This window comes from Paenibacillus taihuensis, from assembly GCF_003386535.1.
Taxonomy (GTDB): domain Bacteria; phylum Bacillota; class Bacilli; order Paenibacillales; family Paenibacillaceae; genus Paenibacillus_Z; species Paenibacillus_Z taihuensis.
Genome location: NZ_QTTN01000001.1, coordinates 367,642 through 382,441, shown reverse-complemented (window position 1 = coordinate 382,441; position 14,800 = coordinate 367,642). Strand labels below are relative to the sequence as shown.

Here is a 14,800-nt window from a genome sequence, read left to right as displayed (position 1 = left end):
AAGAAAGGCAACCGATTGAGATGATCGGTTGCCTTTCTTCTGTTTGTTAAGCTAAATTCCTATTACACTCTTCTATAACTCATCAATCAATGAGATCCGATTCGAAATACGCATTCTGCTATCTCGCAAGAAATCGCGGGTCCATTCATCTGGTTGACTTAGGTCCCAGCTCCGATGCATACCGACAACAACGATAATCTCGCGCAGTCTCAGGAACAGCTTCAGCTGATCCTTCCAGTCATCCGGCATTTGCCGACCATCCGCAGTATAGCCAAGCTCAAAATAATTCATGAACTGCTCGAATTGCACCTTACGCTCAGGCTTGGAATCTTCCCCAAACACATAGAGCAGGTAATACAGCTGAATGGCAATATCCTCGGCATACCAACTGTACTGACACTCGTCAAAATCAAACAACGTTATGCGGCAGGAATCATCAACTGTAAAGTTTCCAACATTGATATCGCCATGAATTAATCCATAGGTATCAGCATTTATTGGCAGTTTAGTTAACTCTTTCTTGAGCTCATCAAGGGCATCCAGAACGGGCTGAAGCTCTGCGGGTAAATAATCTCTGGCCCGAATCAAGTAATGATTGGATTCCCACGTGTGTCTTTTCACCTTAGGAGTGTAGTGTTTGGTCCGTTCGTGAAGGCGGCCAGTAATGCGTCCGCATTGTTCATAGAGTGAAGGATTCCCAAGACATTCAGGATATCCAATCTTCTTGCCAGATGCGTGTTCGAAGGAGGTTGCGAAGAAATCGATTGGATCTCCTTGAATATGTTCAACATCTTTTCCGGTGATGGAAGGAACAGAGGCTGTAACAGATACCCCATTGTCCGAAAGGTAGCGAATCCATTCTATTTCAGCTGCGACTTCTTCTGCCGAACGGAGCGTGCTGGGCGTGAATCGAAGGATATATTGCTGCTCATCCCGAGTGTAGGAATAGATAAAATTTTGAAAGCCGCCTATGAAAGTCAGATCCCTGAGGCTAACCCCAAAGTGGGCAGCACCTTCAGCGGCATGCTCGTCTTGGAACATTGATTTTATGGTTGGGTCCATGAGCTCTCCTTTAATATAGAAACTAATTGAGCCAAATCATCTATTAATGCGTCCGGAATGACACCTCTACTCTTCATTTTCTCGCTATCCGCTCGGTAGGCAATGAACTTAACACCCGCACCTTGCGACGCTTTCCCATCGATCCAAGCATCTCCTACTGAAATCCAATCATCAGGCGACAATTCAGGGTACTTGGCTAGTATTGCAAACAATCCATCAGGGGCTGGCTTCATGAACTTCATCTGTTCTCTGCCTATTATCGTGTCGAAATAATGATCGATTCCGTGCTCTGATAGAGCGGACAACGCTGCCGCATCTGAATTATTCGTCATAATGACCATCTTAAACGTACCGTGCAACAGTTGCAGAACCTCTCTAGCTCCCTGCTCCAGCTCTGCATTTTGCATACCGAGAAGCTCATGCTCCTTCAAAATATCCCAAAGTTCCACCTGCAACGCTGCATTCCAGTGAGTTGTACGTTGAACATGTTCAAGGATTGTTGAGGTGGTATGATCTGTAATTGGAAAGTCGCCATGAAGGAGTTCATTCCCTACTAAGCACTGGAACACCGCTTCTTTCATCGCACCGAAGTTGATCTTCGATCGAAGAATCGTATTGTCCATATCGAATATAATTCCTTTGACTTTATAGGAAGTCACTTGGTCACCTCTCCGCTGGTTAGCTCGAACTTGCCGAATCTTTTGTGCTGAAAGACTGAACGTATTTATTCAGATCCTCTCGAAACTCTTCTGTAAATCTATCGCCCGTGTACTCCTTAATGACTTCACGCCAAAAATGAATAGCCGGCTCGTTCGCACTCATTTGAGTAACTTTCCAATTTGCCTTATACAGATTGAAAGCTTGTATCGCGGCTTCCCTTCCGAATCCGTATCTTCTGAATTTCCTTAAAACCATAAAATCATAAATGACGTGCACCGGATCTGGATCAACATCATAGTTCTCGAATAGGACGACTAGGAAACCAACAATTTTGCCTTCAAAATAAATCAGAAAAGGATTCCAGCGAGCATCCTCCCAGAAATGTTCCAAATGGAGTTCATATGCCCCTGAATTACCTAAGTCATTCCCGGTATATGGACTAAAATCATACTGGTACAATTGATAAAGATTATACAAAACCTGTTTTTGTTCCTTTGAGACAGGGGAAAGTCGAACCACTTCTATCACCACCTCTATGAGATATTGCTTCCCATACGCCTGTTATTTTCTTACGCTATTAGCTGTACTTCACAGCCACGACTTGTCAATATTTCAAGCAATAGAGTAAGGTAACCATCATGATTTGCTGCTCCATTACAGAAGGAATTATGATAGTTTCTCCATACTAAAGTGAACGGTGGAACCAAACCGAAACCGCCGCATAAGCAATCACTAAGACTGTCCAGGCTATCTCCAAAATAACCGAAAGGGCCATTTATAGCTTCACCTAAGCAAACATAGAACGACTCGAGATCTAAAATCAGACTTCCATCGATTGTAATTAATTGATCAGTTCGGTCTGATTGAGGACTATGTCCACTCAACCGTACAACTTGTAACCAAGCTCGTTTCTCTTCAAGTGAGCATCTCACCCATTGACCGCATACTTTAGGATTTTCTCGCCTTTTCAGCCAAATATCATGCGCGAATGGCATTGGCTCTTCTGTGAATTGTCCGGAGATCTCGAATGAATTTGTGTCTAATAACTCCAATGACATGAGATTAATACTGCGATTAGCGGTGAAATAATATCCGCCAAGACTTACTCCTTCGTTGTTTAGATAATGAATACGAAAGTTTGATAAGGGTAGCTTTACTACCTTCTTACTTTCATCTGATAATTGAAAGCCAAGTATAGCCAGTACTGAACAGACCGCATCATCTTGTTGTTTGATTACTTCTATCTCATTACAGTAGCCAATTACTGTATCATCTTCATCATCTATTATTGAATAATGATATCCCATACCCGTCAGCTTTTTCCTGTTTACTTCGATTGATTCTGTGATCTGGAAAGCTATGCATGGCTCGGTTTGGTTCGGATTTGCTGATTCATGAACGCACCTTCTTACTAGCTCTACTAATCACGAAGATCCACATTTCGCCACATAGTCACAGCTATTTTAACACATATTGGAAGCACGCGGACCTTCTCGCAAAAAAGCAAAAATGACCCGCCGCCGGCAGGTCATTTCACTTCAACTCCTATTATACCTTCACTTTCATCAGCAGCTCCTGATGGCGCGCGATGACAACGTCCATAATGCATCTGTAGATCTCCGACGCATATTCCGGATTCAAGCCGTGCTGCTCGGACAGCTCGGCAATTTTCTGGAACTGCTGCGCTTCGCGGGCTGCATCTTGCGAGGGCAGCTGGTGCTCCGCTTTATATTGGCCTACCTCTTCAGTCAGCTGGAACCGCTCCGCGAGCAAGGTGATCATCTGTTTATCAATGGCATCAATCTTCACTCTTAAATCTTGCAAGCTCACCGTCATTTCGTGCCTCTCCTTCACGCTAGTTGTCCGGGTCAAAGTTATCGCTTTGACGCTTTTTGGCGTTGAAGCGATAGTTTGAATAATAGATTACCACAGAGCTTCCACAGTTGTAAATGCTCGCATGCCGTTTCAACATTTTGGCATCTGTGCAAGGTGATGATCACCCACGACTTTGTCCCTTCCTACTCATATGATGGAACGTTATGTGAACGCATTGGGGGGACAGTGAATGTCACCAATAAGGAGCAGCCCTGCCTCGGAGCGCATCTACTACGAAGTCATTCGCCAGAAGCAAGCCTCATCGAAGTCCAAACGCCGATGCCGCCGGAATCGCAGCAGCCAGTCCAGGAACAGCAGGACACGCACGCTTACACTTACACGTGTACGCGCACGAGCAACAGCGACAGCGACCAAAACCAAGTCCAATGCTCGACGTTAGTGTGAGCGTCCATCCCCAGCTACTCCTGCAGCGTCATCAAATTCGTCTGCGCCGAGCGAATCATCTGCTTATACTTGCCCGGCGTCACCCCGAACGTCTTCATGAATTGCCGGCTTAAGTATGCCGCATCGCCAAGCCCGCACAGCTGCGCCAGCTCACTTAGCGGCTCCTCGGTCGTCTCGAGCAGCCGCTTCGCTTTGTTCAGCCGCATCTGCCGCAGCATCTGCATCGGGTTAATGCCATACGCCTCATGAAACGCACGGTCAAAATAATTCGTATTGAGATGCACCTGCTCCGCCAGCATATCCCGAGACAGCTTCAGCTCCAAGTTGTCTGCCATGTAGCGGATGATCGGGAAGAAACGGTCATATTTGGCCGTATACGCCTCGCTTCTCCCAAGCCTTCCATGCGCGTCCCAGCTTTCCAGAATCATCGTGGCCAGCCTGAGCATGTCTGCCGTAACCGAGATCGACTTGAACGGATCGTTGCTCCGCCAAGAGCGGAATAATGACCGGAAGATCGCACTGTACGCCGCCGGGTCAAGCAGTTCCACAACCGGCTGAACCGGATATAGCTGGAACAAGTCGAGGTTCGTCCCTGTATGAATATGAACCGATACCCATTCATGCACGCCGGAGCCTGCCGACCATTCCGAGAACGGCAAACAAGGAGGGTGAAGCATAACCCCTCCTTCTCTCACCTCATGATGCTCGCCGCCGGTCGACGTAATGACGCTGCCTTCCAGCACGTGACTGATGACCCAGTTTGGATACACGATATTTTGCAAATTAAGCGTCTCGTATTTGCCAAGATCCGCCATATAGACACTGACCTGCCACTGATCCATGCTTGCTCCCGCAACCGATTTTGTCTGCACGCGCGCCTCCACTGATTCAATATCCGTTTTGTTTCCAGTTTACACTAACGGCTTGCCATCAGGAAACAGCTTCGGCTCCAGTTCTTGGCGAAGCAGCGCCTCACTCGTCGACCCGATCCAAATCCCGTCCATCGAGAGCGCTGGTCCGCGCCTGCATCCGACGCATTGATTCAAGCACCGGTCAAGCGACACCTCATGCCCCATCTCCACGAGCTCATCGAGCAGTGTGCCATGCCGATTCTCTTGCAAATTACGAAGACAGCACACAATCACGCTCGGCATTAGGCAATAACCTGCTTCCCGCCAACAGCAATGAGCGGTCCGTTATCGAATACGACACCGGTATCCGGATTTTTCACGCCTTCAACGGAATATTGGATGACATAAGCCTTCCGCGTGCCTTGGCTGCGGTTTGGCGTACTGCGATGAAACAGCAGCGAGTTGAAAATCACCATGCTTCCCTTCCGGAGCGGTACCGGCATACCTGGGTCTTCGCCAAAATAACACTGCCAGCCGATATCCGTCTTCTTATGCTCGACGAAGCCCTTCTTATGTGATTCCGGCTGAATCCAGATGCAGCCGTTCTCAAGCGTCGCATCTTCGAGCGCGAGCCAGCAGGTCATATACTCGACAGGATCTGTCGGTACATAGCCATTGTCTTGATGCCATGGAAAATCACGATCAGCCTCCGGACGCTTATACACCGATTGGTCCCAATATAGACGAATGTCCGGGCCAAGCACGGTTGTCGTCAAATCGACGAAGCGCCGATCGCAGATGAACTGCTCCAAATTCTCGTGACGGCGAGCCAAATTACAAGTAAAATTAATTTGGTTCGGTATATTGTTAAAGCCTTTGCTTCCCACTTTCAGTGCCTCTTCACCCTCCCAGTCAAACACATCGATGATCGAACGAATACGATCCATCTCTTCATTCGAGAACAGATTCTCCAGGATGACATAACCTTGCTCCTCATAATGCTTCAACTGCTCCGCATTCAACATCATATCGCTCACTCCTTGATCAATTCATAGTCACAGGATCACTTGCCATTCGCTCAATTATCTAGCAGTAAGCGCTGTCAAACAATGAACGGGTTCCAGCAGTTATTGTACTTTTTCCACCTTAATTGTAGGCGATTCTCCGTCTGCAGATGTAGAAACAGAAGCACCTTACGGAGGAGTGGAATTCCATTCTCCAGGCTAATGCTCCTTTATTTGGGACTTCGTATAATGAGGCTAACTACGGCTGGGAGGTATGTACGTGAACCATTTGATCTATGAGATCGATCAGGTTAGCCATGAATATAAAGGCAAAGGACGCACCAAAGGGAAAGTGAAAGCGAATGACAACATCTCCTTCGACATCCCGGCCGGCGAAATTCTCGGCGTTCTCGGTCCGAATGGCGCCGGCAAGTCCACCTTGATCAAGCAAATGGTCGGTTTGCTGAAACCGACAGCAGGTGAGGTTCGGTTCGACGGGATGAATATTGCGCAGCAGACGAAGCGTGCGGCTACTCTAGTCGCATATTACGCCCAAGAGCCGCATGCAATATCCGCGCTCAAGGTGCATGAAGCGCTGTCCTTCACAGGGAGACTTCGTGGCGTGCCAAAAGCGGAGGCCGAGCGGCAAGCGAATGAACTTCTAGAGCAATTCGAGATGGGCAGCTTCCGCGACAAACTGCTCAAGCAGCTGTCCGGCGGGCAGAAACGCATGATCGGCATCGGAACGGTCTTGATCGGCCACTCCCCGGTTCTTATTCTCGATGAACCGACGAATGAGCTTGATCCGCGTAATCGCCGACTTGTATGGGACTTGATTAACCAGCGAAATCGTGAAGGCGCTACCGTCATCCTCGTCACGCATAATGTATTGGAAGCCGAACAGGTCGTGCACCGCGTTGCCGTAATCAATCACGGCAAGCTGCTCGCTATCGATTCCGTGGCGAAGCTGAAGCAGCAGGTCGATCCTCGTCTCAAATTCGAGCTGTTAACCTCAATCGGCAAACGAGATGAAATGGAAGCAATCCTAGCCCGATTCGGAACAGCTCTTGTGCTCGCCGAGAATCGTCTGCTCCTTCTAGCTGATAAGCGAGATGCCAGCGAGTTGCTGGATTTCATTACGACTCATCCGGAACTGCCCATTCTCGAGTACTCCATCAAGCCCTCCAGCCTGGAAGATGTATATTTCCATATTGACAATGCGGCGCAAAGCGAGGTGATCGGAGTATGAAAACAGCTGCACAAGCGGAGCTCCAGTCTATCCATCATGCGTCTGTTCTCACAGGTCCGGCGAGATTTCGGACCGAGCTCAGCATCCTGTTCCGGATTCAGTTCGCGATCGTGCGGGACAGCTGGGTATGGATCGTGCTCATGGCGACCATGTTCCCCTTAACGACGCTCCTGTTCATGCGCTTCTTCGTGGAGAATCCGACTCGGGAAACGATGATCCAGATGATCGCCGGCAACATGATTTTTGGGCTGCTCGTGATGGGGTTAAACGCAATGGCGCAAGAAATTTCGTGGCAGAAGCATGATGGCCATTTCACGTTCTACGCCTCGCTTCCGATCTCGAAGCTAAACTTCGTCATCGCCATTTTGCTCAGAGGATTAATGAGTACGTTGCCTTCCTTTGCCTTGCTGAGCATCATCGGGCAATGGATGTATGATATCCAATTCCACTTTTCCTGGGCGCTCCCGCTTGTCGCCATTCTATCCCTGGCCAGCGTCGTCGGCATCGGCGTGTGTATGGGCTTCTGGTCGCCGAATCACCAGCTCACGAACATGCTCGCCCAAGCCTTAATGATGCTCATCACCTTCTTGTCGCCGGTCATGGTACAGCTCGATCAACTCCCGCTTCCCGTACAGTGGATTTCGTATCTGCTCCCGACAACGTATGCGGCGGAAGCGCTGAGAGGCGCGCTGCTTACCGGCTGGACACATGATGTGATGGTGAACTGCATCGTCTTGCTCGGCTTTGCGATTGTATCGATAACGGCGACACTCAAGCTGGTTCAGTGGCGGATTACCCGTTAGATCAGCTGGCTATCGTTGAATCCTACTCTTCCGAAGTAACCGATCTGTCCTGTGCTCCGCACCTGCACTTGATCATAATATTCAAGCCCGCCACGCGGCCCTTCCTCGTTCGTGCCGCTCGGAATATTCCAGCGAAGCGAGATCACTTCGCTTCCCTTCGGCACCAGCGTGGAGCTTGAAGTACCGCTCGGTTCTTTGTAGAGCTGCTGATCCGAGGTTGTAATATGAAGCCGCTTTGTTGATCCAGGCACGAGCTGCGCACGGGCAAGAGCATACGCAGCAAGTTCCGCGACTGAAGGATCGCTGTCTTGGAGCGCTCCTTGAAGCGCGGCTTGCACGCCTGGACCTGTCGCGATGCGGCCAAGACTAAGAACGGCGTAATATCGAACCATAGCACATGAATCTTTTAGAAAAGGAAGCAAGTATGGAACGGCACTCTCCCCTATCGTCTCCCACTGATAGGAGCCGATGTAGTAGATGCCATGCTGCTGCATGGAGTTGAAGTCGCAGCTTGCATCGGCCGCCGTCTTCCTCCAGCTTGCGGCAAGCTGAGCCGGGTCCGGTCTTGTGAACCCGACGACGAGCTCGCTATCCATCACTGGCGGATTGCCCGGCTGGAGTTGATTCGCGGCAGCGAGCCCCGCTTCCGTCTGATGGAATTGCGCGGCTAGACAGGACAGCGTGTCCCCGAACTGAACAATATAATAGGGGTAGCCGCCTGCGCGCTGATACTCGAATCCGGCATCCGGAACGAGAATGGGTTGACCGACAAAAATCACTTTCGGATCGCAAATCACATTCACATCCAGCAGCTTCGGCACCGTCGTGCGGAACCGCGAAGCGATGCTGCCTAATGAATCATCGATTTGGACGACATAAACGCTCATGTTGTATTGCTCCTCTCATGCTCAATACGATACGATATTCGCCCAAAATACAAAGAGGAACCGCCCACACCTTAGGCAGTTCCTCTTATTTGTATATGTGTTCAATGTGATTAGGATGTAAGCACGTCGTGATCGACATAACGTGTGCCGTTCAGCTCGCTGATGACGTTGATCGCAACCTTCGCGCCGTCGCCAGCAGTAATAATCGTGTGCATGCTGACGCCAGCAATTGTACCCGCTGCCCAGATGCCTTCGATATTCGTCTTGCCGCTTGCGTCGCAAGCGATAATCGATTTAATGCGCGGCTCAGTGCCAGGCTTGATCTCAAGGCCGACTTTCTCCGCAAGATCAGCAGCAAGGCCAGTTGCGAAGATGACATGAGCTGCCTCGAAGGACTCGCTCTCCGTCTCAACCTTGAAGCCGTTCTCTTGCTTTGTCACATTCACGACTGCATCGGCAACGAGCTCAGCACCGAATTTGACCGCCTGCTGTTTGCCTGTCTCAACAAGGTCTGGACCTTTGGCGCCTGGAACGCCGTAATGGTTCTCGATCCATGCTCGCTTCGTAACGCTTTTATCATTATCGATAAGCAAAGTTTTCTTTCCGGCCTTTGCGGTGAACAACGCTGCGCTGGCTCCTGCTGGTCCAGCACCGATGATGGCAATGTCAAACATAAAACAGCTCCTCATCCTCGAATTGGTATTCACTTCAAGTCTTCAAGTCTGCAAGTCTGCAATTCTTCCAGTACAAGCACATTATAAAATTGATTGGAAGCGGATGCAAGTTTTCCCCTGCTAGAATCGCAGCTCCATATGAACCTGCTCCATAAACCGGCTGAATCCGAGACGCTCGAGCAGAGCGATAAGAGTCTCATTGCTGTCGCGCAGGTTAAGCGCGATCCGCCTGCACGTGCTTTGTTCCGGCATGTAGAGCTGTGCGAGCGCCGCCAGCATAATCGCTTCCGCATCCTCGCGGTCCGGTGAAGCCTCGCATTGGAAGAGTACGATAGATGCAAGGTTCCCCTCTGCATCAAAGTTGCGTCTGAAGAGCGCATATCCAATCGGTTCATCAGTCTCGCCACTGCGCTCGGTTACAAACAAGCATTCGCCATCTCGCAGACTTCCCCACTGCGTCTGCCAAGCTGCCATTTGATGATAATAAGACACCTGCTTCACTTCAATCGGCAGCACCTTCGAGAGAGAGTATTGCTCGGCTTCTGCCTGCGGTTGTACAAGAACATCCTGCAGCGAACCTGTCTGCTGCAAGCCGACAAGCCGTTCGGTAATATGGTAGCCGGTGTTCGTATAAAGCTTGATTGCAGGCTCATTCTGACTCATCGCTTCAAGGAGCGCAATATCCACGCCTTGCTCCCGGTATATCTGCACATTCTGCTGCATCAGCAGCTTGCCATGGCCTTGCCCCCGATACGAAGGCGAAATGCCTGTCCCCCCGTTCCAAGCTACCTTCTTCCCTTCAATCGTACGGAACCCATTCATCACGAACCCGACCGGCTCTTCACCGTCATAAGCCGCAATCGAATGCTCCAAGGAGAGCCCTTCGCTGCCCGCACGTGCAATGAACCGATCCACACCGAGCGTCATATTGGAAAAATAACCTTCAAAACCGCGGTTCCACATCGTTACCAGCTGTTCAGGAGACAGCTTGCTCATCGGAATAAATGAAATCATAACCCGTTCCTCCTCACCGGATCTTCGGAATTTAGACCCGTACCTCTCATTCTACTATATTGCTAAAAGTTGGAAAAGATGGACTTGATGCAAAAGAAAAAGAAGACCGCCTTCTCTTCGGCAGTCTCCCGGTTAACCATTGTAACCTTGTAATGCTGTCATATGAGTCATGTGAGTTATGCGAGATATGTGAGTTATGCGTGTACAGGTGTAAGCGGCGTCAGCGCATGCGACTCATCGTAGAATACGAAGGCGTCGTACCGCTCCGCCATGACGCTCGGCACATAATTGCCGCGTTCATAATGCGGGTGATAGACGACACCAATTGCCCGGTGGCCGTACGTGTCGTGAAACAGCGGCGATTCGGCACCTTTGAAGATCAGCCACTGATCATGCGCACCCGCCTCGTGCATCAGCTCTTCCCAGCTGCCCTTCATAGCCGGCGGCACGCGCATCACTTCGAGCGGCGACTCCCAAGCATCGCCAGCGATGACCGTACCGCGATAAGTGCCGGAGCCGATCGCGAACACGTCGTCAGGCTGCTGCGCTTGCTCTCGCACCAGTTGCCCGACATTGACCATATCGTCTGCGAGCATGTCCGTCGCGCGGGCATCGCCGATGTGGGTGTTATGCTCCCATACGATTGCTTTTGCCGCTGAACCATAGAATTCCATGACCCGATTGAGCGCTTCGACCATGTGCCGATCCCGAATGTTCCACGAATCTGGACCGCCTCTCACCATCGATTGGTAATACCGCTCGGCATTGACGGCAACGAGGCCGTTGATCTCGTCGTTCAGCAGCGCCTCATGCGTGCGGGCTGTGCCGCCGCTGCGCTTCGCCTCAAGCTGCGCCAGCAATTGCACCACTTCGTCCTGGCATGTCTCCGAGAAGAACGCTGCTGTCATGCCGTAATTCTGACCCTCCCGTGCATGGGGCTCGAAACAGGCAAAAGCCTTCCGTGCAGCTTCCAGCTCCGGCGAATTCGTCTGCTTCAGATGCTTGATGATTTCGTCCATCGACTCCCACAGGCTATACACATCAAGCCCATAGAAGCCGACCCGCTTCGACTCGGGAAGCTCACGGTTATATTCGCGCAGCCAAGTGACCAGATCTCTCGTCTCTGTATTCGCCCACATCCAGGACGGCCACCTGTCGAAGGACTGCAGCACCTCGTCCATCGAAGACTTCGCGTCAGGTGCATGCTTCACATAATTGTTCACCTCATAGCATGACGGCCAGTCGCCTTCCACGGCGATGAACGTAAAGCCATGCTCTTGGATGAGCATCTTGGACAGCGCGGTTCGGCACGTATAAAACTCGCTCGTACCATGGCTCGCCTCGCCGAGCAGCACGATCTTCGCCTTCCCCGCTGCATCAGCGAGCGGTTTCAAATCCTGATCCTGCTCGAGCTTATTCGAAGCTTTCCGAATCTCATCAATGACCGCCTCTCGATATGGCGCAGATATCGTTCTTTTCACAGTAGTAAGCTCCTTTGCAGCTTTGAAAATTCCTGCTTATATTTTCCAATTCGGGAACGAATTACTCACTATCACGTGTAGCCTGTTGGCCAAAAAAAAGTAAAAAAAATCATGACTATGATGAGTCAATGATTATTATGAAAGTTATGAAGAGAGCGCATAGGTTCTCTCGATACCTTTTTCGCGCGTTTCTTGTTCTTAAGAGAGCGTATGTGTTCTCTCAGACTACATGAATGCCGCCATTTCAGGTTACTGTGCCTTTGAGAGAACGTATATGTGCTCTCACCCCACCTTACCGCCTTACCGCCTATACGCCTATAGGTTCACCGCTGGGAGTTAGATTATCATAAAAAAAAGACCGCCCGAAAGCGGTCTTGCAAAGTAAACAAATACATACGCTTGCGGCAGCTTGACCCAGCTTCTTACACTTGCGGCAGCTCCGATGGCACGAACAAGCTTCGCACATCCTCGCCACGCTCATCGCGCTGCTTCAAATCGCGCAAAAACTCGATAAACCCGACCTGCGGCGTCCATCCGAGCACCTCGCGCGCCTCTGTCAGATCATGCTGTTCCACTTCCCCAGGAAGTGAGATGTCGTATTTGGCGATAAGGGCCGAAGCACCTGGCAATCGCTCTTCGCACCAAGCTTGACCGAGCGAGCGGAAATTCGCGCGAACCTCTTCCGACATGCCGTGGTTCGAATGGACGATCGTCCGGAATAGGCCGAATTCACGTTTGCTCGCCGCTGCCAATGCAGCTACTGTTGCCCGCGCCACATCGCGACGATCGACGCCGTTGCGGAGCAACTTGCCGCCGAACTCCAAGTAAGATCTAGGGATGAACTCATGATAACGAAGCATCGCGATTGATGCGCCTGTCATTTCATGATAGGAGCGGCACAGGTCTTCCCCGATCACTTTGGTCACGCCGTATACCGATCCCCAGCCATAAGCCATCGACGAGGCATATACGATCGACTGGATACCTTCTCTACGGCACGCTTCCAGCACCTGAAATGTACCGTCAACATTAACCGCGAAGATCGTATCGTCACTGACCGGCGGATTATGTGCGCAATGCCAAGCTGCCAGATGAATGACGCCATCTACGCCTTTTACCGCTTGCTGCACGTCCGTAACGGTACGCGAGTCGCAGCGTACAAACTCCAGCTCCTTCAGATCAGCCGCGCTCGGCGGCATCACATCAGCCATGCGAACTTCATAACCAGCCTGCAATAGCTCACGACAAACTGCCTGACCTCCATTGCCGCTTGCACCTGTTACTAGCACTTTCATTTTCGCCCATGCCTCCTATCGAAACTGACAATCTTTCGCTATCATAGCATAACCTCTTGCCCGGAACGAAAGACTTTCGAACTGTATATGATAGTTATGATATATTCCGAGACCGTGATTCATAGACTGAAATAGAATCGAAGCCTATACTCATCTCCAAAGCTATGGAAGGAGCAAAACAGACGATGCCGCTACCGATGGAACAAACCGTGTCCCGATTCGTACGTTCGGATGATCCTGCTTCAAGGCAATTTGTCTACAGCTTGCCATTAGAATGGTGGAGCAGACCCTATGAATACGCATGGTGCTCGCAATTTGTGGCATCGACCGATACGGTGCTCGATGCGGCATGCGGCATTTCGCATCCGTTCAAATTCTACCTGGCGAGCCGAGCTCGCAAGACATATGCCTGTGACATGGATCCTCGCATCACTTCTATACCGAGCATACTGCGGGATGTCACGCTGGACATTGGCGAAGCAGCTGCAGAAACTGTCGCTTCCACATATGAAGAAGGACGCATCACCTTCAACCAAGCGAGCATAACAGCGCTCCCGTACGAGAATCGACTCTTCGACAAAATCTTCTGTATCTCTGTTCTGGAGCATTTGACGCCAGCAGATGCACTGTTAGCACTGAAGGAGTTTGAGCGAACTTTGCAAGACGATGGCTTAATCGTCGTGACGCTCGACTATCCGGCAGTCAACCTCGGTTACTTCCAGTCGATTGTCCGCCGAGCCGGGCTTGAATTTTATGGACCGATCGACACCGCGATGCCTCGCAATGCGCTCCATACGGAATATTGGGGCGGCATCTACTGTTTCCGAGCATTGCTGCGGAAGCGGTAGATCCTGATACATTCGCAACTTCTCTTGCCCATCGAAGTATATACATGAATGGAAATACTTAGTGGCTTGGGAGGCTGACGCATATGTTTTACAACACCACAAGGAAGCTCGTGTATGGCTTGATTACCGCAGGAATCCTGCTTATCCTCTATTGGTTTGGGCAATTCTTGTCGCCCCACGGATTCAATGCACCAGATAATATGATTGCGCTAAAAGTATACGTCATTCCCCTTCTCGGGACTATCGTTTCATCGATTGGTTTCATATTACTGAGACTGATCAGCGAATTAGAGGATGAGTCTTTGTCAATAAGAGAAGAGCTCATCCAACTAAGGAAACTTGCAGAGAACAATCTGAAAGACAAACACTATAACGGCTGATCGACAAAAGGCTGCCATCAGGCACCTCGGCGCGACGATATAAAGCGAATACCGCTCGGGCGAACCTGAGAGACGGATTTTACGACTCTCGACGCCAAGAGATAGGCGAATACTGCCAAAGCGCAGCTGAGAAACGGATTTTACGACTCTCAGGTGTGATATCAACGCCTTTCGAGCGTGAGAGTCGGATTTTCCGACTCTCAGCCACAGTCATTTGTTTAGGCTGTAGCGAGAACGCTAGAAAAGAGGACAGGGTTGGCCAAAGCACCAACGAGCACGCGTAAGATGCAGTAAGATGCAGAAAGACACCAA

At 50.4% G+C, this 14,800-nt stretch carries 18 protein-coding genes; 5 read left to right on the top strand and 13 right to left on the bottom strand.

All coding sequences use genetic code 11. The features are described 5' to 3' along the window. Positions 1 to 72: 72 nt before the first annotated feature. From A8990_RS01970 to A8990_RS01950, 5 genes are all read right to left on the bottom strand, one after another. Positions 73 to 1,062 (bottom strand): phosphotransferase enzyme family protein, encoded by a 990-nt coding sequence (locus tag A8990_RS01970; RefSeq protein ID WP_116187317.1) that lies wholly within the window; start codon positions 1,060 to 1,062, stop codon positions 73 to 75. Further along, complete coding sequence (locus A8990_RS01965) at positions 1,047 to 1,721, bottom strand: HAD family hydrolase (protein ID WP_281272474.1); 675 nt, start codon at positions 1,719 to 1,721, stop codon at positions 1,047 to 1,049. Before A8990_RS01965 ends, A8990_RS01970 begins: the two co-directional genes overlap by 16 nt. A gap of 19 nt (positions 1,722 to 1,740) precedes the next feature. After that, positions 1,741 to 2,241, bottom strand: coding sequence for a GNAT family N-acetyltransferase (locus tag A8990_RS01960; protein WP_245995801.1), 501 nt, complete (start codon positions 2,239 to 2,241; stop codon positions 1,741 to 1,743). Positions 2,242 to 2,291: 50 nt separating this feature from the next. Then, on the bottom strand, positions 2,292 to 3,029 hold the full coding sequence (locus tag A8990_RS01955; protein WP_116187315.1) for a barstar family protein: 738 nt from the start codon (positions 3,027 to 3,029) through the stop codon (positions 2,292 to 2,294). Between the two features lie 241 nt (positions 3,030 to 3,270). Then, positions 3,271 to 3,558 carry a chorismate mutase gene (locus A8990_RS01950; RefSeq protein ID WP_116187314.1) on the bottom strand — a complete coding sequence of 96 codons (288 nt, stop codon included), beginning with the start codon at positions 3,556 to 3,558 and terminating at the stop codon, positions 3,271 to 3,273. A gap of 229 nt (positions 3,559 to 3,787) precedes the next feature. Between A8990_RS01950 and A8990_RS31210 the strand changes: the two genes are divergently transcribed. Further along, complete coding sequence (locus A8990_RS31210; RefSeq protein WP_147306753.1) at positions 3,788 to 3,997, top strand: hypothetical protein; 210 nt, start codon at positions 3,788 to 3,790, stop codon at positions 3,995 to 3,997. 19 nt (positions 3,998 to 4,016) lie between these two features. On the opposite strand, the gene A8990_RS01945 is transcribed toward A8990_RS31210, so the two are convergent. From A8990_RS01945 to A8990_RS01935, 3 genes are read right to left on the bottom strand one after another with little or no spacing between them, the layout of a single operon-like run. Then, positions 4,017 to 4,874 carry an AraC family transcriptional regulator gene (locus A8990_RS01945; RefSeq protein WP_116187313.1) on the bottom strand — a complete coding sequence of 286 codons (858 nt, stop codon included), beginning with the start codon at positions 4,872 to 4,874 and terminating at the stop codon, positions 4,017 to 4,019. A gap of 39 nt (positions 4,875 to 4,913) precedes the next feature. Further along, positions 4,914 to 5,156: a hypothetical protein gene (locus tag A8990_RS01940; protein WP_116187312.1), complete on the bottom strand. Its 243-nt coding sequence runs from the start codon at positions 5,154 to 5,156 to the stop codon at positions 4,914 to 4,916. Then, positions 5,156 to 5,881 (bottom strand): phytanoyl-CoA dioxygenase family protein, encoded by a 726-nt coding sequence (locus A8990_RS01935; protein ID WP_116187311.1) that lies wholly within the window; start codon positions 5,879 to 5,881, stop codon positions 5,156 to 5,158. Before A8990_RS01935 ends, A8990_RS01940 begins: the two co-directional genes overlap by 1 nt. A gap of 256 nt (positions 5,882 to 6,137) precedes the next feature. Here A8990_RS01935 and A8990_RS01930 point away from each other — a divergent pair, with 256 nt between their 5' ends. Next, positions 6,138 to 7,106 carry an ABC transporter ATP-binding protein gene (locus A8990_RS01930; protein ID WP_181909353.1) on the top strand — a complete coding sequence of 323 codons (969 nt, stop codon included), beginning with the start codon at positions 6,138 to 6,140 and terminating at the stop codon, positions 7,104 to 7,106. Further along, positions 7,103 to 7,909, top strand: a complete 807-nt coding sequence (locus A8990_RS01925; protein ID WP_116187309.1) for an ABC transporter permease — start codon at positions 7,103 to 7,105, stop codon at positions 7,907 to 7,909. The genes A8990_RS01930 and A8990_RS01925 overlap by 4 nt, the downstream gene beginning before the upstream one ends. On the opposite strand, the gene A8990_RS01920 is transcribed toward A8990_RS01925, so the two are convergent. The 5 genes from A8990_RS01920 to A8990_RS01900 form a co-directional block, all read right to left on the bottom strand. Next, a complete protein-coding gene (locus A8990_RS01920; RefSeq protein ID WP_116187308.1) occupies positions 7,906 to 8,796 on the bottom strand; it encodes a HEAT repeat domain-containing protein in 891 nt (296 codons plus the stop codon). The two genes, A8990_RS01925 and A8990_RS01920, sit on opposite strands and share 4 nt — an antisense overlap. Before the next feature lie 110 nt (positions 8,797 to 8,906). Then, positions 8,907 to 9,470, bottom strand: coding sequence for an FAD-dependent oxidoreductase (locus tag A8990_RS01915; RefSeq protein ID WP_116187307.1), 564 nt, complete (start codon positions 9,468 to 9,470; stop codon positions 8,907 to 8,909). Between the two features lie 120 nt (positions 9,471 to 9,590). Beyond that, entirely contained in the window at positions 9,591 to 10,484 is an 894-nt protein-coding gene (locus A8990_RS01910; RefSeq protein ID WP_116187306.1) for a GNAT family N-acetyltransferase, read from the bottom strand. Positions 10,485 to 10,678: 194 nt separating this feature from the next. Beyond that, positions 10,679 to 11,965: an erythromycin esterase family protein gene (locus A8990_RS01905; protein WP_245995800.1), complete on the bottom strand. Its 1,287-nt coding sequence runs from the start codon at positions 11,963 to 11,965 to the stop codon at positions 10,679 to 10,681. A gap of 422 nt (positions 11,966 to 12,387) precedes the next feature. Further along, on the bottom strand, positions 12,388 to 13,260 hold the full coding sequence (locus A8990_RS01900) for an NAD-dependent epimerase/dehydratase family protein (RefSeq protein WP_116187305.1): 873 nt from the start codon (positions 13,258 to 13,260) through the stop codon (positions 12,388 to 12,390). A gap of 185 nt (positions 13,261 to 13,445) precedes the next feature. Here A8990_RS01900 and A8990_RS01895 point away from each other — a divergent pair, with 185 nt between their 5' ends. Together A8990_RS01895 and A8990_RS01890 are read left to right on the top strand one after the other, a co-directional pair. After that, the gene (locus A8990_RS01895; RefSeq protein WP_181909352.1) at positions 13,446 to 14,108 is read left to right on the top strand and encodes a class I SAM-dependent methyltransferase; all 663 of its coding nucleotides are present in this window, start codon (positions 13,446 to 13,448) and stop codon (positions 14,106 to 14,108) included. Between the two features lie 83 nt (positions 14,109 to 14,191). Then, positions 14,192 to 14,488, top strand: a complete 297-nt coding sequence (locus A8990_RS01890; protein WP_116187303.1) for a hypothetical protein — start codon at positions 14,192 to 14,194, stop codon at positions 14,486 to 14,488. Positions 14,489 to 14,800 lie beyond the last annotated feature (312 nt).

Coding starts and splice junctions, on each gene's coding strand:
- A8990_RS01910 (WP_116187306.1), bottom strand. CDS start 10,484: ATGATTTCATTTATTCCGATGAGCAAGCTGTCTCCTGAACAGCTGGTA.
- A8990_RS01940 (WP_116187312.1), bottom strand. CDS start 5,156: ATGCCGAGCGTGATTGTGTGCTGTCTTCGTAATTTGCAAGAGAATCGG.
- A8990_RS01955 (WP_116187315.1), bottom strand. CDS start 3,029: ATGGGATATCATTATTCAATAATAGATGATGAAGATGATACAGTAATT.
- A8990_RS01920 (WP_116187308.1), bottom strand. CDS start 8,796: ATGAGCGTTTATGTCGTCCAAATCGATGATTCATTAGGCAGCATCGCT.
- A8990_RS01890 (WP_116187303.1), top strand. CDS start 14,192: ATGTTTTACAACACCACAAGGAAGCTCGTGTATGGCTTGATTACCGCA.
- A8990_RS01970 (WP_116187317.1), bottom strand. CDS start 1,062: ATGGACCCAACCATAAAATCAATGTTCCAAGACGAGCATGCCGCTGAA.
- A8990_RS01935 (WP_116187311.1), bottom strand. CDS start 5,881: ATGATGTTGAATGCGGAGCAGTTGAAGCATTATGAGGAGCAAGGTTAT.
- A8990_RS01915 (WP_116187307.1), bottom strand. CDS start 9,470: ATGTTTGACATTGCCATCATCGGTGCTGGACCAGCAGGAGCCAGCGCA.
- A8990_RS01950 (WP_116187314.1), bottom strand. CDS start 3,558: ATGACGGTGAGCTTGCAAGATTTAAGAGTGAAGATTGATGCCATTGAT.
- A8990_RS31210 (WP_147306753.1), top strand. CDS start 3,788: ATGTCACCAATAAGGAGCAGCCCTGCCTCGGAGCGCATCTACTACGAA.
- A8990_RS01925 (WP_116187309.1), top strand. CDS start 7,103: ATGAAAACAGCTGCACAAGCGGAGCTCCAGTCTATCCATCATGCGTCT.
- A8990_RS01900 (WP_116187305.1), bottom strand. CDS start 13,260: ATGAAAGTGCTAGTAACAGGTGCAAGCGGCAATGGAGGTCAGGCAGTT.
- A8990_RS01895 (WP_181909352.1), top strand. CDS start 13,446: ATGCCGCTACCGATGGAACAAACCGTGTCCCGATTCGTACGTTCGGAT.